Here is an 18,714-nt window from a genome sequence, read left to right on the forward strand (position 1 = left end):
GTCATTTTCGCACTAAGACCCGCCCCCGAGGCCACTCAATACCGTCTCGGCCCTCTTCTCGGCGCCCTCGCTCGCCACGAGGTCCGGGGCGATGCCCCGGCCGTCGACGCTGTGGCCCGCCGGAGTGCGGTAGTGGCCCACGGTCAGCTCGGCGACCGAGCCGTCGGGCAGCCGGCTGGGCATCTGCACCGAGCCCTTGCCGAAGGTGCGCGAGCCGACCGTGATCGCCCGGCCGCGGTCCTGCAGGGCCCCGGTGACCAGCTCGGCCGCGCTCATGGTGCCGCTGTCGACGAGGGCGACGACGGGTCTGTCGGTGTCCCCGCCGGGTGTCGCGTACAGGGCGCGCTGCTCGCCCCTTATGTCGTACGTCGCGACCAGACCACCGTCCAGGAAGGCCGAGGCGGCGGTGACGGCCTCGGCGACCAGGCCGCCCGCGTTGCCGCGCAGATCGAGCAGGACACCGGCGCCCGCGGGGGCGTCCCGGACCGCGTCCTGCACCCGTGCGCCCGAGCCCTTGGTGAACGAGGCGATCTTGATCATGACGGCCCCGCCGGCCAGCTGACGAACGGTGACCGCCTCGGTGGTCAGCGTGGTGCGCAGCAGCCGCTCCGTCCATCCGCGGCCGTCCCGCTCCAGGCCCAGCGTGACGCGGGTCCCCTTGCCGCCGCGGAGCAGCGCCACGACGTCGGTGACGGGCCGCTTGTCGACCCCGAGGCCGTCGACCGTACGCAGCCGGTCGCCGGCCTTGATGCCCGCCTTGTCGGCGGGGCCGCCGCGCTGGACCCTGGCGACCTCCACCCGGCCGTTGGCCGCGCGTCTCGCCGTCAGGCCGACGCCGATGTACTCGCCGTCGAGTGCCTGCTCGAACTCCTCGTACTCGCTCTTGTCGTAGACCGCACCCCAGCGGTCCCCGCTGCGGCTGACGACGGCCTCGGCCGCTTCCGTACCGGACTTGCCGTCGGCCATCGCCTCGGCCGCGGCACGGGCGACATCGTCGCGGTCGACGGTCGCGGCCGCGGAACCGGCGGAGAGGGGTGGCGCCTTCTCGTCGTCGTGCGGCAGTGAGTTGGTGGCGGCCGCGGTGGCGAGAACGCTTGCGAAGACCAATGCCAGGGCCGCCCCGCCGCGAATGCGGCGGGGCCGAGAACAGAACTCCGGGCCCGGCATGGCGACCACTCTAGGACAAGCAAACGGCGCCGTACGGCCGTTGGCCGGACGGCGCCAGGGGTGCTTGTCACACCTTGAGGTACTTGCGCAATGCGATGAAAGCCGCAACAGCGGGCATCAGCAGACCGATCGCGAGCACCAGCGGCAGCTTGGTGAGCACCGCGTCCCAGCCGATGAAATTGACCAACTGCATCTTCTGGGACAGCGCGAGGCCATGGTCGATCATGAAGTACCGGCCGACCAGCAGCATGATGCAGGCGACGCCGCCGCCGAGCAGCCCGGCGAAGGCGGCCTCCATGATGAACGGCATCTGGATGTAGAAGCTGGAAGCTCCCACCAGCCGCATGATTCCGGTCTCACGCCTACGGCTGAACGCCGAAACGCGCACGGTGTTGACGATCAGCATCATGGCGATCACCAGCATGAGGCCCATCACGCACAGGGCCGCGATTCTCATGCCCTCCATCAGGTCGAAGAGGTTCTGCAGGATGTTGCGCTGGTCCTGGACGGACTGCACACCGTCGCGGCCGGCGAAGGCGGTTGCGACGACCTTGTACTTCTCCGGATTGTCCAGCTTGACCCGGAACGACTCCTGCATCTGGTCCGGCGTGATGGTCGAGGCGATGGGTGTGTCGCCGTACTGCTCCTTGTAGTGCTTGTACGCCTCTTCGGCCGACTCACGTTGGACGGACTGGACGACGTCCATCTTCTTGAGATCGGCCTCGATCTGCTGCTTCTGCTGCGCGGTGACCGCGCCCTTGGCGCACTTGGGAGAGGTCGCCGCATCGTTCTTGTTGCAGAGGAAGATCGAGACGTTGACCTTGTCGTACCAGTAGTCCTTCATCGTGCTGACCTGCTCACGCATGAGCAGCGCACCGCCGAAAAGGGCGAGCGAGAGGGCTACGGAGACGATGACGGCGAAGGTCATCGTGAGATTGCGGCGGAGACCGACGCCGATCTCCGACAGGACGAACTGGGCGCGCATGGCGTCCTTTCAGTGCTGGTAGCCGTAGACGCCGCGTGCCTGGTCGCGTACGAGACGGCCCTTTTCGAGCTCGATGACGCGCTTGCGCATCTGGTCGACGATGTTCTGGTCGTGAGTCGCCATGATCACTGTCGTACCGGTCCTGTTGATGCGGTCCAGCAGCTTCATGATGCCGACGGAGGTCTGCGGGTCGAGGTTTCCGGTGGGCTCGTCCGCGATGAGCAGCATGGGGCGGTTGACGAAGGCCCGCGCGATGGCGACGCGCTGCTGCTCACCACCGGAGAGCTCACCGGGCATCCGGTCCTCCTTGCCGCCGAGGCCGACGAGGTCGAGGACCTGGGGCACGGCCTTGCGGATCTCGCCGCGCGGCTTGCCGATGACCTCCTGTGCGAACGCCACGTTCTCCGCGACGGTCTTGTTGGGCAGCAGCCGGAAGTCCTGGAAGACCGTCCCGAGCTGGCGGCGCATGTGCGGCACTTTCCAGTTGGAGAGCCGGGCGAGGTCCTTGCCGAGGACATGCACCAGGCCCTGGCTGGCGCGCTCCTCGCGCAGCACCAGTCGCAGGAAGGTCGACTTTCCAGAACCGGACGAGCCGACGAGGAAGACGAACTCCCCCTTCGCGATGTCGAGTGAGACATCGCGCAGCGCGGGGCGGCTCTGCTTGGGGTAGGTCTTGGAGACGTTGTCGAATCGGATCACGGGTGCACCACGGTCGGCCGGGAGTAGGTGTGCGAGACATTACGCGAAGCGGACTGGCACGTGCAGTCAGCGTCGTGGTTTGCGCGTTTTGTCGGGTCGTGGAACCGGGGTAACCCGGCGGGGCGCGCCGAAAAGCGCGGGAGCTGGCACAGTGGTAAGGGAACAGTTGCGTTTCCCTGAGCGTTGTCGGTAGAGAACTGTGCTTACGGTCCGCATGTGCGGCTCCGACGCGCGGGAGGAGGAGAGCGCATGACCTACGACCGACTGGTGTGCGCCAACTGCGCGGCCCCCGTCATCGAGGGCCGATGCCCGGTGTGCCGGGCCAACCGCGAGCGGCTGCAGCAGGAGGGCCCCTTCGGCGGCCTGAGCCCGGCGGCTCTGCTGACCCTGCTGGTGCTGCTGATAGCGGCTGTGGTGCTGCTGGCCACGCACCAGACCGCCTGGGCGGCATAGCCCACGCAGGACGTACCGCGTACGCAAGAGGAGGGCCCGGGGTGCTGAAGCGCACCCCGGGCCCTCCTCTTGTGAGCTGTGTCACTCAGCCGCTCAAGCGATGGTGCGACCGCCACCGACGAGACGCGGCAGCATACGGAAGCCGATGCCACCGGCGATCATCGTCGCGGCGCCGATGAGCAGGAAGGTGGTCTCGGCGGCGCCGGTCTCCGCCAGCTCCTCCTTGGCCTTGCCCTGCTCGACCGGCTTGGAGCCGGCGCTGTCGGTGTCGGTGTTGTCGGCGCACTTGGCACCGTCGAGGTCGACGGTGCAGGTGCCGGCGTCGCCGTCACCGCCGGTGCCCGGGTTCGCCGGGTCCTCGGACGGATCGGCCGTGGGCTTGCCGGGCTTGCCAGGCTTGTCGGGCTTGCCGGTCGGCTTGTCCGTGGGCTTGCCGGTCGGCTTGTCCGTGGGGACATCAGTCGGGACATCGGTGGGAACGTCCGTGGGGACATCCGTCGGGACATCGGTGGGAACGTCGGTCGGAATGTCCGTCGGAATCTCCGTCGGCTCCTCCGTCGGGTCCCCGGTGGGCTCGTCGTCGATGCCGATACCGGCGTCGATACCGTTCGCGTCGGCGTTCGCCGACACCCCGAGGGGACCGACGTTGATGTCGACACCGACGGCCGAGGCGGCGCCCGCGGCGGTCAGCGACGCACCGGCGGCGATCACCGCGCCGGCGGCTATACGCGCCACACGGATCCGCGTCTTCTTGGTCATCTGGCTGCTACCCCCAGTAGCTAATTGTCAATGGAGCAGCGTCCGGGGCAGCCGTTGTCGGGGAGTTGAGTTCTCCCCCGTTCACACGCGCCCCAGAGATACGCATGCCGCGCGTCAGCCTTCCCACTTTTCGCGGACGCGTCAAGCTCGTTGCGCGTGCGATGTCCGGTATGAGGGAGGTTGCCTGACCTGCGAGGATGCAACTGTGACATAAAAGGGAACTGCCGCCCTCGGGGCGGCAGTTCCCTTGTCGACAAAGCGTCTTGCTACTTCTCCGTCTGCTTGCGCCAGCGAATTCCGGCTTCCAGGAAGCCGTCGATCTCACCGTCAAGTACCGACTGGGGGTTGCCCACTTCGAACTCCGTACGCAGGTCCTTGACCATCTGGTACGGGTGCAGGACGTACGAACGCATCTGGTTTCCCCAGGAGTTGCCGCCGTCGCCCTTGAGGGCGTCCATCTTGGCCTGCTCCTCCTGGCGGCGGCGCTCGAGGAGCTTGGCCTGCAGGACGTTCATCGCGCTCGCCTTGTTCTGGATCTGCGAGCGCTCGTTCTGACAGGAGACGACGATGCCGGTCGGGATGTGCGTGATGCGGACCGCGGAGTCGGTGGTGTTGACGCCCTGACCGCCGGGGCCGGAGGCGCGGTAGACGTCGATGCGCAGCTCGGTCTCGTCGATCTCGACGTGGTCGCTCTGCTCGACGACCGGCAGCACTTCGACGCCCGCGAAAGAGGTCTGGCGGCGGCCCTGGTTGTCGAACGGCGAGATGCGCACCAGGCGGTGGGTGCCCTGCTCGACGGAGAGCGTGCCGTAGGCGTACGGCGCCTTCACCACGAAGGTGGTCGACTTGATGCCCGCCTCTTCCGCGTACGACGTCTCGTACACCTCGGTCGAGTAGCCATGGCGCTCGGCCCAGCGCAGATACATGCGCTGCAGCCGCTCCGCGAAGTCGGAGGCGTCGACACCGCCGGCCTCGGCGCGGATGTTGACCAGCGCCTCGCGCTCGTCGTACTCGCCGGACAGCAGCGTGCGCACTTCCATTTCGTCCAGCGCCTTGCGGACGTCGGCGAGCTCGGACTCGGCCTCGGCGAGGGTGTCCGCGTCGTCCTCCGCCTCGGCGAGCTCGAAGAGCACCGCGAGGTCGTCGATCCGGCTGCGCAGCGCCTCGGTCTTGCGGAGCTCGGCCTGGAGGTGCGACAGCTTGCTGGTGATCTTCTGTGCCGCGTCCGGGTCGTCCCAGAGAGACGGGGCCGCGGCCTGCTCCTCGAGCACGGCGATATCTGCCCTCATCTTCTCGAGGTCCAGGACGGCCTCGATCGACCCCATGGTCGAGGAGAGGGACTTCAGCTCTTCGGATACATCGACGACTGCCACGCCCCCAGCGTAACGGCATGCGGCGACACCCCGACCCGTCAGGCCCTGCCCGGTCCTACGGTTCCGCGGGACTGGACTGCTTCGAGTCCTGCGGGGGCGCGTCCCCGCCGTCGTCGCTCGTGGCCAGCCAGCCGCCGACGCCCACCGCCGCGGCCACGGCGAGCGCCGTGACACCCAGGGTGATACGCCGCTTGCGCACCGCTTCGGACTTGTGGCGGGCCGAACCCGGGCGGCGCTGGCCGGGGCTGCGGGGGGCGCGGGCCGTGCCGCGGGCGCCGCCTGCGAGCTCGTCCGGGGCCGGGACCCGCATCGAGGTGTGGGTGTCGCGGTTGGAGTCGGCGGAGGCGCCGCCGGGGACCAGGGGCACGGCGCCGCGGCGGCGGGGTGCGCCGGGGACGGCGGGGGCCACGTCCTCGTACGGCTCCGCGGGCGGCTCCGCGTCCGGCTCGTCGACGTCCAGGGGCGGCATGCCCGCGAGCAGCGGCAGCAGGTCGTGCAGCCGGGCTGCGAGCTCCGAGGCGCGCAGCCGGGAGGCCGGGGCCTTCGCCAGGCACTGGACGATCAGCTGCCACAGCTCGTCGGGGATGCCCGGGAGCGGGACCACGGTCTCGGTGACATGCCGGCGCAGTACCGCGCCGGGGTGGCCGCCGCCGAAGGGCGTGAAGCCGGCGAGGAGCTCGTACAGAACGGTCGTGAGGGCGTAGATGTCGACCGCGGCCCGCGGCGGCAGCCCCTCGACGATCTCGGGGGCGACATAGTCCGGCGTACCGATGATCCCCGGCGGGTTCGGCGACTGTCCCCCGGCAGTGCGCAGTGCCTTCGTTCGGCGCGGGGTGTCGATCAGCTTGGCGACGCCGAAGTCGGTGAGCACCGCCGGGTGGGATCCGGCGGGGCCGAGCGGGCCCTCCATGTCGAGGAGGATGTTCTCCGGCTTGACGTCGCGGTGGACGACTCCGGCGGCGTGGGCGGCCGCCAGGCCCTCGGCGACGTCGGCGATGATCGCGACCGCCGCCTCGGGGGCGAGGCGTCGCTCCCGGTCGAGGCGGGTGCGCAGATCGGTACCGCGTACGAGGTCCATGACGAGCGCGAGGTCGTTGCCGTCGACGACGAGGTCGCGGACCGCCACGACCTTGGGGTGCTCGAGGCCGAGCAGGGCCGTGCGCTCCTGTACGAAGCGTCCGACCAGCTCCTGGTCCGATGCCAGGTCCTCGCGCAACAGCTTGATGGCGACGGGCCCTTCGGGTCCCTCGCCGAGCCACACCGTGCCGGCGCTGCCCCGTCCAAGGATCTGGTGGGCCGTGTACCGGCTGCCGATATTCCGTGCCAAGACTGCTCCCTCAGCGGCTGGCGTTGCCCGCTGTGTCTACCCGGGGGAAGACCCCCGGACCCCCGGCCCGAAAAGCAGGCCGGGCACCGTGACCGACGGGGACACACGAGGCGCACCTGAGTAACGTACGCGGGCATCCGGGGGCTGTGTGCCCCGGATGACGCCAACCTTCACTTCTGCGGGGGAAATCACGCCGCAGAAGTCGACAAATCCGCAGAGTCGCTACTGCTTGGTGTTCGGGGTGTCCGAACTGCTGCCGAGCTTCGAGATCCAGTTCGTCACCTTGGAGATGCCGTCGCCGATCGCGTCCCAGTAACTCGTGCCCGTGGCGACCCAGTCCTGGAGGAACGTCTCCCAGGCCAGCCAGCCCGCGCCGACCAGGATCAGGAGCGTGAACAGGCAGCCCTTGAGGCAGCCCAGGCCCGGGATCCGCATCCTGTTGGGGTTGCGCTGGCGCGGCTGACGCGGCACGGGCTGCTGGGGCGGCGGTTGCGGGGGCGCGTACTGCTGTTGCTGCGGCGGTGGCGGGGCGTACCGCTGCGGCTGGGGGCGTTGCGGCTGCGGCGGGTACTGCTGCTGGTGCGGACGCTGCGGCGGCTGCTGCTGGGGCGGCCGCTGCTGCTGGCGCTGCGGACGGCGGCGCAACGGGTCCTGATTCGGGTCGAGGTACTGGACCTGCGTCTGTTCGTTGCGGTCGCGGGCCGCCTGGAGCTGCGACTGCCAGGGGTGCGGGTCCTCGGGGCGCGGGGCGTTGTCGCCACGCGGCGGGCCCGGCGGTACGGGAGGCATCACCGAGGTCGGGTCGGCGGCGCCGCGTGGCCCACCGGACTGCGGGAGGCCGGTCTGCGGCATGACGCTGGTCGCGGCGTTGGGGTCGTACGAACCGGCGTTGCTCGGCAGCACCTGTGTCGGGTCGGCCGAGCCGGGGGCCCCCGGGACCGTCGCCGGCGACGGGTCGGGCGCGAGCAGCGCGGCGACGCCGAGCGCGGCCTCGACCTGCGCGCTGGAGGAGTGCACGCCGATGCCGGCCGCCACGGTGCGCAGCCCGCTGGCGAGGTTCTCGGCGCTGGGCCGCTCGGCCGGCTCCTTGCGCAGGCATCGCTCTATGACCGTCCACAGCGGCTCGGGGACGGTGGTGGGGCGGCGCGGCTCCTCGCTCAGGTGGCGGTGGAGCACTTCGAGCGCGGTGCCGCCGGCGAACGGGGGCCTGCCGGTGACCAGTTCGTACAGCAGGATGCCCGCGCCGTAGATGTCGACGGCGGAGGTCTGCGGGCGGCCCTCGGCGGACTCGGGCGCGACGTAGGCGGGCGTGCCGACGAATTCGTGCGTACGGGTCAGGCCCGGGGAGTCCGCGAGGCGCGCGATGCCGAAGTCGGTCAGCATCGGGTGCATCTGGCCGTCGGCGTCCGTCTTGAGCAGTACGTTCGCAGGCTTGAGGTCGCGGTGGACGACACCGTCGGCGTGGCTGGCGGCGAGCGCGTCCGCGATCTGGGCGGTCAGCAAAGAAGCGGCGACCGGAGTGAGAGGGCCGTTCTCGCGGATGTAGCGGTGCAGGTCGGGACCGTCGACCAGGTCCATGACGAGGGCGAGGAGATCGCCTTCGACGACGAGGTCGCGGGTGCGCACGATGTTCGGGTGGGTCAGGCGGAGCAGGACCGAGCGTTCGCGCAGGAAGCGCATCACCACGTCCGCGTCGTTCGCCAGCTCCTCCTTGAGGACCTTGATCGCGACGGTCTCGCCGGGCTGGCCCGCGACGGCCGCCTCGGCGCCCGCGGTCTCCCGCTGGCTCGCTCGCCAGACGGTGCCCGTGGCGCCGCGCCCGAGGGGCTCCTCGAGCAGGTACTTGCTGCCTACCGGCCGCACGTCATGTGCTCCCTGCTGATCGTGGTCCTTGCGTGGTCCGGAGCCACTGTGCCCGGCCCGGGTGTCCGACCCACTTTAGTGCCGCTCCACGGGGCACCGGCGGGTCGTCGCCATGTCCCCTCTCCCGGTGGTGTTCGAAAAGAAGACGCGGGCATCGTACGGATGGTTGCCGCACTGTCGTGCAGCGAACGTCACGGTCGTTCCGGATCGGACCCCAACCAGGCATTTTTACGCCCAGAGCCGACCAATCAAGATCACTTGAAGGCGGTCCCCGGGCGTGTTGTCAGTGGCAGGTGCGAGGATGCCTTCAGCACGGAGTCGTGTGGGAGTGCCCTCTGGCGCGTCAGCGTTCGGGGAGTGAACTGCGCGCGCCGTGCCGACCTGCCGGGTGGGGGCGATCACAGGGCGGCTCCTGCCGGGTACCCCGCGCAGAAGGGATTGCTGACGGCGATGCAGATCCGGCTGACCGTCCTCGCGCCGCGCGGCGGCGGGCAATCCGCGGCGGGCTCCGCGGGGCGCGCCTCTGCGGTCGGGCGCGCGTGCGACGTACTGATCACCGCGCCTGCCGGGACGGCGCTGGCCGCGGTGGCATCCGGTCTGGCGGCGGCCGTCTCCGGGCCGGACGCCTCGGGCTCCGTCGTGCTCTACGCGGGCCAGGAGCGCCTCGACGCACAGCGCCGCACACTGGGCGAGCCGCCGCTGGTGGACGGCGCGGTGCTCTCGCTGCAGTTCCCGGGCGAGGACGAGTCCCCGTGGACCGATGCGTGCGCGCAGCTCCACGTCGTGGCGGGGCCGGACGCGGGCGGGGTCCATCTGCTCCACGGCGGCCGGATCGACATCGGCCGCTCCGCCGACGCGGACGTTCCTCTGGACGACCCGGACGTCTCCCGCCTGCACTGCGCGGTGACGGTGGCCGAGGACGGCCATGTGACAGTGGCAGACCTCGACTCGACGAACGGCACGACCCTGGACGGCTCGGCGGTGGGCCCGCGTCCGGTCCGGCTGCCCGCGGGAGCCTTGCTGCGCCTGGGGGAATCGACGCTGCGGCTGACGCAGGGCGCGCGGACGACGGCGCTTGCGACGACGCCGGACGGCGAGGGGCATCTGCGGATAGACAGGGGAGACGGGGCGGGCCCCGCTGCGGGCGCCCCGGGCGGGCACGCCTCCGCGCGCTCCGCTGCCGGTGGAACGCTCCGGGGCGGGCTCGCCGCTGGCGGGACGGCTCCTGCCGGGGCACGGCACGGCGGCCCACCGCCCGGCGGCACCATCCCCGGCGGGTACGCCTCCGAGGCACCCGCCCAGCACCGCCCCGGGCCTGACAACACCCCCGACGGGTACGTCCGCGGCGGCTCCGCCCCGGGCGCATCGGCACCCCACGGCACAGCTTCCGGCAGCCCCGCCGCCGGTGGAGCCACCGCCCGTGGATATGCCCCGCAAAGGTCCGCCCCCGGTGGGAACCACCCCGCAGACGGGTCCAGTAGCCAGCCCCGCGTGCCCGCCCAGTACGACCCCGCCGTGCCCAGTGCGCCGACCAGCGCCGGGCAGGGCGACTCCGGGACGCTCTATGCGTACGACTCCGACGCCACGCACGCCAGGGCCGCCGACAACCAGGAGCAGCCGGCCGAGGGCCACACCGGTGGCACGCCCGCCCGCGGGACCCGGCTGCCCGACAGCGGGAGCCGCCGGCGGGGCATAGGCGCCTGGGCGCGGCGGCTCGCCGGAGGGCGGGACGAGGCTGTGTCCGTGCTTCCGGCTCAGTTCGCGCCGACGGCCCTCGCCGCGCCCGTCGCCGAGCGCTGGCCCGATCCCGCCGCGGTGCTGCTCACCGCGCTCGGGCCGGGGCCCCGGCTCTGGGAGCGGGGCCCGGCGCACCCCGAATCGCTCGTCATACGGCTGGGCACCGCGGACCGGGCCGAGCTGCCCTCCGTGCCGGTGACCGTCGGCCTGCGCGAGGCCGGTTCGCTCGGGCTCGCCGGGCCGCGGGCGCGGCTGGCCGGGCTCGCCAGGTCCGCCGTCGCCCAGCTGGCCGCGCTGCACTCACCCGTGGATCTGGAGATCGTGCTGATCTCCACGGACCGGAGCCGGAGCCTGGAAGAGCGCCGGGCCGAGTGGGCCTGGCTCGGCTGGCTGCCGCATCTGCGCCCCGCCCACGGCCAGGACTGCCGGCTGCTGCTGGCGTACGACCGGGACCAGGCCACCGCCCGCACCGCCGAGCTCACCCGCCGCCTTGACGACGGCCCGCTCGGCCCCGGCTGGCCGTCCGCCGACCGCAGGTCGGTCGCCGACGCCGCCGCGGCGTACGAAGGGGCCCGGACCGTCGTCATCGTCGACGGCGACCCCGGCTCGGCCGTGCTGCGTGAGACGACGGCCCGGCTGGCCGGAGCGGGCTGGGCCGCCGGGATCCATCTGATCTGCCTGGCCGAGACCCCGGCCGCCTCCCCGCTCTCCCCCGTAGCCGCGACGTACGAGACCGCGTGCTCGGCCTCGCTCGCCTTCCGCGAGTGCGGCGCGGTCGCCCTGCTGAGCGGCGATGTGGCGACCGCACTGCGCCTGATGCGTACGGCCGGCGGCCGGCCCGCCGGCCATGGCACGGTCGGCGCGGTGGACGCCGTCTCCGCGGCCTGGGCGGAGCGCTTCGGGCGCGCGCTCGCGCCGCTGCGCGCCGAGGGCACGGGCACGCACCCGAGCCGGGCCGCGGCACTTCCCCGGTCCGCGCGGCTGCTCGACGAGCTGGGGCTGGCCCGTGCCACCCCCGCGTCCCTGATGGCGCGCTGGGCCTCGGCCGGCGACGGCACCGTCGTGCTCGGCACGGGACCGCGCGGCCCCCTCGCCGTCGATCTGACCGAGGAGGGCCCACATCTGCTGATCGAGGGCCCGGCGGGCAGCGGCCGCACCGAGCTGCTGCGTTCCGTCGCGGCCTCACTCGCCGCCGCGGGCCGCCCCGACCGGCTCGGCCTGCTGCTGGTCGACGGCGCGGGCGGCGAGCGCGGCGAAGGACTCGCGGCCTGTACGGAACTCCCGCATGTCACCGAGCACTTGGTCGCCAGCGACCCGGTCCGGATGCGGGCCTTCGCCCAGGCCCTGGGAGCCGAGCTGAAGCGGCGGGCCGAACTGCTGGCCGGCGTGGACTTCGCCGAGTGGCACGACCGGCGCGAGGTCGCGGACCGGATGGTCGGCCAGCGCCCGCCGAGCGCCGCCGAGCAGCGCGGTGACCTGGACTCCTCCTCCAGTGGCACGCTCCGGCTGCGCCCCGGCTCCCGTACGAGGGCCCAGGAGCCCGCTCCTCTGCCCCGTCTCGTGGTCCTGGTGGACGACTTCGACGCGCTGGTCGCTCCTGCGCTCGGCAGCCCCGGGCGCCCCGCGGCCGGTTCGGTCGTACGGGCGCTGGACGCCGTGGCCCGGGACGGCGAGCGGCTGGGCATCCATCTGGTGGCGACGTCCGCCCGCCCCGACCGCACCGCCGAGACGGAGATCGCGCAGGGCGCGCGGCTGCGTGCCGTGCTGGACGCGCCGCCCGCATCGCCCGGACCGGAGGACCCCGCTCCGGGGCGCGGCAGGCTGGGGCATCCGGACGGCCGGGTGACGCCGTTCCAGAGCGGCCGGGTGACGGGACGCATTCCGCGTACGGCGACCTTGCGTCCCACTGTGGTGCCGCTCGAGTGGGAGCGGATGGGTGATCCGCCCACCCGTCGCCCCGTGCGTGAACTGGGCAACGGGCCGACGGACTTGGCGCTCCTGGCCAGTGCCCTGGAGCGAGCTGCACGATCCGTGGATGCCGCGCCGCTGCCTCCGCTCTCGCCGGCTCACCCCTGACCGTCGGCGTACTCCCGCCATTTGACCTGACATCACGTCACAAGGCCATCACGAAAGGCTTGTTGACCGCTGGTGCGGTATTGCGACACCCGGAGACCGGGCGTACACCTGTCGGTCAGTGGGAACGCGCACGGGACAGCAGCGCACGGAAGAGACGGGGCAGTGATGCGCACAACTCTTCGTACGGGCAGGGCCGCAGTGGTGTTCGTGGCCATCGGCGCACTCGCCATGACCGGCTGTGGCGACAACAAGGACGACAAGGCGAAACCGGGCGGGAGCAAGGGCAAGGAGTCCGCCTCGACCGTCCAACTCCCCAAGCTGAACGGCGAGAAGATTGAAGTATCCGCCGTCTGGAGCGGCCCTGAGCAGGAGAACTTCACCAAGGTCCTCAAGGAGTTCGAGAAGCGGACCGGCGCCACGGTCACCTTCGTCCCCGCTCAGGACCCGATCGTCAACTTCCTCGGCACGAAGATCGCGGGCGGCGCTCCCCCCGATGTGGCGATGCTCCCCCAGGTCGGCGCGATCCAGCAGGCCGTACAGCGCAAATGGGCCAAGCCCGTCGGCGCGGAGGCGAAGGCGCAGCTGGCGAAGAACTACTCCAAGGGCTGGCAGGACCTCGGAGCGGTGAACGGGACGCAGTACGGCGTCTACTACAAGGCCGCCAACAAGTCCCTGATCTGGTACAACAACGCCGCCTTCGAGGCTGCGGGCGCGAAGGAGCCGAAGACCTGGAAGGACTTCCTGTCGACCGCCGAGGCTCTCTCCGCCTCGGGCGTCACACCCGTCTCGGTCGCGGGCGCGGACGGCTGGACGCTCACCGACTGGTTCGAGAACATCTATCTCTCCCAGGCGGGCCCCGAGAAGTACGACCAGCTCGCCCAGCACAAGATCAAGTGGACCGATCCGTCCGTGAAGAGCGCGCTGACCACGCTCGGCGAGCTCTTCGGCAAGCCGGCGCTGATCGCGGGCGGTGCGGACGGCGCGCTGCAGACGGAGTTCCCGGCCTCGGTCACCCAGACCTTCACCGGGGGCGACCAGCCCAAGGGCGCCATGGTCTTCGAGGGTGACTTCGTAACCGTCAACATCGCCCAGACCGACGCCAAGATCGGTACGGACGCGAAGTTCTTCCCCTTCCCCGCGGTCGGCGCGCTGCCGCCGGTGGTGACGGGCGGGGACGCGGCCGTGGCGCTGAAGGACAGCAAGGGCGCGCAGGCGCTGCTGACCTTCCTGGCATCCCCGGACGCGGCCAAGATCTCCGCGCAGTCGGGTGGCTTCCTGTCCCCGAACAAGGCCCTGGACCTCGCCGCGTATCCCAATGATGTGCAGCGCGGTATCGCCAAAGCACTGATCGCGGCGGGCGACGACTTCCGCTTCGACATGTCGGACCAGATGCCGCAGTCGTTCGGCGGCACGCCCGGCAAGGGTGAGTGGAAGGCGCTGCAGGACTTCCTGAAGAACCCGAAGGACGTCGCGGGGGCCCAGCAGAAGCTGGAGTCGGACGCGGCCAAGGCGTACAAGAGCTGACGCGTGACGACCGCGGCGGCAGCGGGGGGCCCGGCGAGTCCGGTTCCCCCCGCCGACAAGCGCAAGAGCGTGACAGGCACACGTAAAATTGTTGCGGTCGGCTTTCTGCTGCCCGCACTGGTGCTGCTGGGCGCGCTCGTGGTCTACCCGATCGGGTACTCGCTCTACCGGTCCTTCTTCGACCAGTCCGGCGGCTCCTTCGCCGGGCTCGACAACTACAAGGAGATATTCACCGAGGACAGCATCCTGACCGCGGTCAAGAACAACGCGATCTGGGTGGTCGTGGCGCCGACCGTTTCGACGGCGCTCGGTCTGATCTTCGCCGTGCTCACCGAGCGGGTGCGCTGGGGCACGGCTTTCAAGCTGATCGTCTTCATGCCGATGGCGATCTCGATGCTCGCCGCGGGCATCATCTTCCGGCTGGTGTACGAGCAGGATCCGGAGCGGGGGGTCGCCAACGCGGTCTGGGTGGGCGTCCATGACACCTTCGCCGAGTCGGCGGGCTTCCCCAAGGCCCATCCGATGCCGGTGCATCCACTGAAGGCCGGCGGCGGCGGTTCGTTCATCACCAAGGAGCCGGTCAGCGCGGGCAAGGAAGCGCTGCTGCCGCTGGTGGGTGTCGCGCCGGCGAAGATGCCGTCCGACGCGAAGCCCGCAAAGCCTGCGCAGCCGGCGGACGGGAAGATCACCGGGACCGCGTGGCTGGACTTCACCAAGGGGGGCGGCGGCAGGCCCAACTCCATCGACGCGAAGGAGCTCGGCCTCAAGGGCATCAAGGTGGAGGCGGTCAAGGACGGCAAGGTGGTCGCATCGGCCAGGGCGGCCGCCGACGGTACGTTCACGCTGCCCGCGTCCGCGGACGGCGCCCGACTGCGGCTGCCTGCCGAGAACTTCAGGGAGCCGTACAACGGCGTCAACTGGCTCGGCCCGTCGCTCGTCACACCGGCGATCATCGGCAGTTACGTATGGATGTGGGCCGGCTTCGCGATGGTGCTGATCGCGGCGGGGCTCGCGAGTGTGCCGCGTGAACTGCTGGAGGCGGCGCGGGTGGACGGCGCGAACGAATGGCAGGTCTTCCGCCGGGTGACCGTTCCGCTGCTCGCACCGGTCCTCGCGGTCGTCCTCGTCACCCTGATGATCAATGTGCTGAAGATCTTCGACCTGGTCTTCATCATCGCGCCCGGGTCCGCGCAGGACGACGCCAACGTCCTGGCGCTCCAGCTCTACCGGTCCTCGTTCGGCACGGACTCGAATCTGGGGCTGGGCAGCGCAATCGCCGTACTCCTGCTGCTGCTGGTGATCCCGGTGATGCTGTTCAACATCCGGCGCATGCGAAGGGAGGCCCGCCGATGACCACGAACGACGGTGTGGTGAAGGCCAAGCAGTCCCTCCCCGCACGGATCGCGGCGCGCACGGGCGGTGGCGTGATGCGCGTCTTCCTCGTGCTGGTGGGCCTGTTCTGGCTGCTGCCGACCTTCGGGCTGCTGCTGTCCTCGCTGCGGGGTCCCGCGGACATCGGCGAGAGCGGCTGGTGGAAGGTGTTCAGTGCGCCCGCGCAGCTCACCTTCGACAACTACTCGCGCCTGCTGGACAACAAGGCGATCACCGACTCGCTGCTGTCCAGCGTGCTGATCACTGTCCCGGCGACACTGCTGGTGGTGGTGATCGGCGCTCTGGCCGGTTACGCCTTCGCCTGGATGGACTTCCCCGGCCGCGACTGGTGGTTCATCGCGGTGGTGGCCCTCCTGGTGGTCCCGGTCCAGGTCGCGCTGGTGCCGGTCTCGAAGCTGTTCGGCGCGATCGGCATCTTCGAGACGACGATCGGCGTGATCGTCTTCCATGTGGCGTTCGGCCTGCCGTTCGCGATCTTCCTGCTGCGGAACTTCTTCGCGGAGATCCCGAGAGAGCTGCTGGAGGCGGCGAGGCTGGACGGAGCGGGTGAGATCCGGCTGTTCACCCGCGTCGTGATGCCCCTGGGCGGCCCGGCGATCGCATCGCTGGGCATCTTCCAGTTCCTGTGGGTGTGGAACGACATGCTGGTCGCCCTGATCTTCGCGGACTCGCAGAGCGCGCCGATCACGGTGGCGCTCCAGCGCCAGGTGAGGCAGTTCGGCAACAACATCGACGTGCTGGCGCCGGGCGCGTTCGTCTCGATGATCATCCCGCTGGTGGTGTTCTTCGCGTTCCAGCGGCAGTTCGTGACGGGAGTCATGGCCGGCGCGGTGAAGTGACGTACGGCTGAGGGGTGTTGGCGGGCGCGCGCATAGCCCGCCCACGCCTCACGCCTGGAGCGCCGCCACCGCCGCCCCCGCCAGTTCGTCCAGGTATCCGTCCGGCATGTCCGACCTGACCACCACCAGCCGCCAGTACAGCGGCCCCACCATCAGATCCAGCGCCCTGTCCGGATCCGTCGACTCAGGCAGCTCGCCCCGGGCCACCGCCTCGCGTACCACCACCGCTGCCACCCCCTGCTGGCTGTCCAGCAGCGCCGCCTTGATCGCGTCCGAGATCTCCGGGTGCCGGGCCGCCTCCACCAGCAGGTCCGGGATGACCTGCGAGGCCACCGGGTGGCGCAGCGCGTGCGAGGCCACCTCCAGCAGCGCCCGTACATCCCCGTACAGAGAGCCCGTCGCCGGCGCCGGCAGGCCCTGCGCGGCAAACGCCGAGACCAGGTCGAGCACCAGGGACAGCTTCGACTTCCAGCGCCGGTAGACCGCCGTCTTGCCGACGCCCGCCCGCCGCGCGATCCCCTCGATCGACATGCGCGCGAAGCCGACCGCCGCCAGTTCCTCGAAGACGGCGGCGCGAATGGCGTCGGTCACGTCCTCCCGGAGCACTGCGGCTCCGGCCGGCGCGCGACGCGGGGTTCCCGGATCCGTGGTCATGCCCAGGAGCATAGCGGGACGACGAGACGGTTGCGTTGCGACGTAACTCCGTCCTACCCTCCCCGTAGCGACGATACGGGACCGTCCCGTCGCCAGCCATGAGTCGATCCGTCAGTCAGCAGCCGATCCGCCCTCCCCGAAAGCGGCCGCCCCTGTGCGTACCCAGACGATTGCCCCGCCCCCGCCCCTGGAGAAACCGGAGGAACCGGTGGAGGACCTCACCGCACTCGCCCTGCGCCACGGTCTGACCGTCAGCGGCGCGCGCCCCACCCTGCGCAGCTACGTCCGCCAGATCTTCTCCCGCCGCCACTTCATCGTCGCCTTCGCCACCGCCCGGCTGACCGCCCAGTACAGCCAGGCCAAGCTGGGCCAGATCTGGCAGGTCATGACCCCCCTGCTGAACGCGACGGTCTACTACTTCATCTTCGGCGTACTGCTGGACACCAGGAGCGGTGTCCCCGACTTCATCCCGTTCCTCGTCACCGGGGTCTTCATCTGGACCTTCACCTCCAGCTCGATCATGGCCGGCACCCGCGCGATCTCCGGCAACATCGGTCTCGTACGGGCCCTGCACTTCCCCCGCGCGAGTCTGCCCATCGCCATCGCGCTCCAGCAGCTCCAGCAACTGCTCTTCTCGCTCGCCGCACTGATCATGATCCTGCTCGCCGTCGGCGAGTTCCCGGACGTCAACTGGCTGCTCGCGGTCCCCGCTCTGCTGCTTCAGGCCGGCTTCAACACCGGACTGTCCATGATCATGGCGCGGCTGGCCAGCCGGACCCCGGACATCGCCCAGCTGATGCCGTTCATCCTGCGCACCTGGATGTATGTCTCGGGCGTGATGTGGTCCATCGACAAGGTGCTCAGCCACAACAAGCTGCCCCACATCGTGCTGCTCGCGCTGGAGTGCAACCCCGCCGCCGTCTATATCGACCTGGTGCGCTTCGCCCTCATCGAGAGTTTCACCGCCGCCCAGCTCCCCCCGCACGTCTGGGCCCTGGCCCTGTTCTGGGCGGTGCTCTTCGGGGCGGGCGGCTTCGTCTACTTCTGGCAGGCAGAGGAGAAGTACGGCCGTGGCTGAGCAGACCGGCAGGACCCCGACCGTCGTCGTCGACGGTGTCCACATCACGTACCAGGTGAACGGCGCCCGGACCGGCCGGGGCAGCGCCACCACCGCCCTGAGCCGGATCGTCTCCCGCCGGACGACTCCCGGCGTGCGCGAGGTGCACGCCGTCAAGGGCGTCAGCTTCGCCGCGTACAAGGGCGAGGCGATCGGCCTGATCGGCTCCAACGGCTCCGGGAAGTCGACCCTGCTCAAGGCCATCGCGGGCCTGCTGCCGCCCTCCGAGGGCAAGGTCTTCACCCAGGGCCAGCCCTCGCTGCTCGGCGTCAACGCCGCCCTGATGGCCGATCTGACCGGCGAGCGCAATGTCGTCCTCGGCGGGCTCGCGATGGGCATGACCCGCGAGCAGATCCAGGAGCGCTACGACGACATCGTCGACTTCTCCGGGATCAACGACAAGGGCGACTTCATCTCGCTGCCGATGCGTACGTACTCCTCCGGCATGGGTGCCCGTCTGCGGTTCTCGATCGCCGCCGCCAAGAGCCACGACGTCCTGCTGATCGACGAGGCACTGTCCACCGGCGACGCCCGCTTCCGGCGGCGCAGCCAGGAGCGGATCGACGAGCTGCGCGCGGAGGCAGGCACGGTCTTCCTGGTCAGCCACAGCAACGGGACGATCACCGAGACCTGCGACCGCGCCCTCTGGCTGGAGGCAGGTGTGCTGCGGATGGACGGCCCGGCGAAGGAAGTGGTCGCGGCATACGAGGCGTTCACCGGCGGCAAGAAGTAGTACGAAATAGCTCGAA

15 protein-coding genes are annotated in these 18,714 nt (G+C 70.6%); 7 read left to right on the plus strand and 8 right to left on the minus strand.

The features are described from left to right. Positions 1-12: 12 nt before the first annotated feature. The 3 genes from ACI2LP_RS08195 to ftsE form a co-directional block, all read right to left on the minus strand. Positions 13-1,167, minus strand: a complete 1,155-nt coding sequence (locus tag ACI2LP_RS08195; RefSeq protein WP_404723698.1) for a S41 family peptidase — start codon at positions 1,165-1,167, stop codon at positions 13-15. Between the two features lie 67 nt (positions 1,168-1,234). Continuing rightward, positions 1,235-2,152, minus strand: coding sequence for a permease-like cell division protein FtsX (ftsX, locus tag ACI2LP_RS08200; RefSeq protein ID WP_404723699.1), 918 nt, complete (start codon positions 2,150-2,152; stop codon positions 1,235-1,237). A gap of 9 nt (positions 2,153-2,161) precedes the next feature. Then, complete coding sequence (gene ftsE, locus ACI2LP_RS08205) at positions 2,162-2,851, minus strand: cell division ATP-binding protein FtsE (RefSeq protein ID WP_266475950.1); 690 nt, start codon at positions 2,849-2,851, stop codon at positions 2,162-2,164. Between the two features lie 249 nt (positions 2,852-3,100). On the opposite strand from ftsE, the gene ACI2LP_RS08210 reads away from it, so the two are divergent. Then, on the plus strand, positions 3,101-3,304 hold the full coding sequence (locus ACI2LP_RS08210; RefSeq protein ID WP_360880042.1) for a hypothetical protein: 204 nt from the start codon (positions 3,101-3,103) through the stop codon (positions 3,302-3,304). 93 nt (positions 3,305-3,397) lie between these two features. On the opposite strand, the gene ACI2LP_RS08215 is transcribed toward ACI2LP_RS08210, so the two are convergent. From ACI2LP_RS08215 to ACI2LP_RS08230, 4 genes are all read right to left on the minus strand, one after another. Next, the gene (locus tag ACI2LP_RS08215; protein ID WP_404723700.1) at positions 3,398-4,063 is read right to left on the minus strand and encodes a PT domain-containing protein; all 666 of its coding nucleotides are present in this window, start codon (positions 4,061-4,063) and stop codon (positions 3,398-3,400) included. Between the two features lie 266 nt (positions 4,064-4,329). Beyond that, entirely contained in the window at positions 4,330-5,436 is a 1,107-nt protein-coding gene (gene prfB / locus ACI2LP_RS08220; RefSeq protein ID WP_404723701.1) for a peptide chain release factor 2, read from the minus strand. 55 nt (positions 5,437-5,491) lie between these two features. Then, positions 5,492-6,763, minus strand: coding sequence for a serine/threonine-protein kinase (locus ACI2LP_RS08225; protein ID WP_404723702.1), 1,272 nt, complete (start codon positions 6,761-6,763; stop codon positions 5,492-5,494). 222 nt (positions 6,764-6,985) lie between these two features. Beyond that, a complete protein-coding gene (locus ACI2LP_RS08230; RefSeq protein ID WP_404723703.1) occupies positions 6,986-8,626 on the minus strand; it encodes a serine/threonine-protein kinase in 1,641 nt (546 codons plus the stop codon). Between the two features lie 450 nt (positions 8,627-9,076). Between ACI2LP_RS08230 and ACI2LP_RS08235 the strand changes: the two genes are divergently transcribed. The 4 genes from ACI2LP_RS08235 (at position 9,077) to ACI2LP_RS08250 (ending at position 16,194) form a co-directional block, all read left to right on the plus strand. Continuing rightward, positions 9,077-12,439 carry an FtsK/SpoIIIE domain-containing protein gene (locus ACI2LP_RS08235; RefSeq protein ID WP_404723704.1) on the plus strand — a complete coding sequence of 1,121 codons (3,363 nt, stop codon included), beginning with the start codon at positions 9,077-9,079 and terminating at the stop codon, positions 12,437-12,439. Positions 12,440-12,604: 165 nt separating this feature from the next. After that, positions 12,605-13,963 carry an ABC transporter substrate-binding protein gene (locus ACI2LP_RS08240; protein ID WP_404723705.1) on the plus strand — a complete coding sequence of 453 codons (1,359 nt, stop codon included), beginning with the start codon at positions 12,605-12,607 and terminating at the stop codon, positions 13,961-13,963. Positions 13,964-13,966: 3 nt separating this feature from the next. Beyond that, a complete protein-coding gene (locus ACI2LP_RS08245; protein WP_404723706.1) occupies positions 13,967-15,316 on the plus strand; it encodes a carbohydrate ABC transporter permease in 1,350 nt (449 codons plus the stop codon). Further along, positions 15,313-16,194 carry a carbohydrate ABC transporter permease gene (locus tag ACI2LP_RS08250; protein ID WP_404723707.1) on the plus strand — a complete coding sequence of 294 codons (882 nt, stop codon included), beginning with the start codon at positions 15,313-15,315 and terminating at the stop codon, positions 16,192-16,194. Before ACI2LP_RS08245 ends, ACI2LP_RS08250 begins: the two co-directional genes overlap by 4 nt. Before the next feature lie 48 nt (positions 16,195-16,242). Here the strand turns inward: ACI2LP_RS08250 and ACI2LP_RS08255 are convergent, their stop codons facing one another. After that, positions 16,243-16,848 (minus strand): TetR/AcrR family transcriptional regulator, encoded by a 606-nt coding sequence (locus ACI2LP_RS08255; protein ID WP_404723708.1) that lies wholly within the window; start codon positions 16,846-16,848, stop codon positions 16,243-16,245. A gap of 154 nt (positions 16,849-17,002) precedes the next feature. On the opposite strand from ACI2LP_RS08255, the gene ACI2LP_RS08260 reads away from it, so the two are divergent. Together ACI2LP_RS08260 and ACI2LP_RS08265 are read left to right on the plus strand one after the other, a co-directional pair. Beyond that, positions 17,003-17,926: an ABC transporter permease gene (locus ACI2LP_RS08260; protein WP_404723709.1), complete on the plus strand. Its 924-nt coding sequence runs from the start codon at positions 17,003-17,005 to the stop codon at positions 17,924-17,926. After that, the gene (locus ACI2LP_RS08265) at positions 17,919-18,698 is read left to right on the plus strand and encodes an ABC transporter ATP-binding protein (RefSeq protein WP_404723710.1); all 780 of its coding nucleotides are present in this window, start codon (positions 17,919-17,921) and stop codon (positions 18,696-18,698) included. The genes ACI2LP_RS08260 and ACI2LP_RS08265 overlap by 8 nt, the downstream gene beginning before the upstream one ends. Positions 18,699-18,714: the final 16 nt, after the last annotated feature.

It is taken from the genome of Streptomyces sp. NPDC019890, from assembly GCF_044903445.1.
GTDB lineage: Bacteria > Actinomycetota > Actinomycetes > Streptomycetales > Streptomycetaceae > Streptomyces.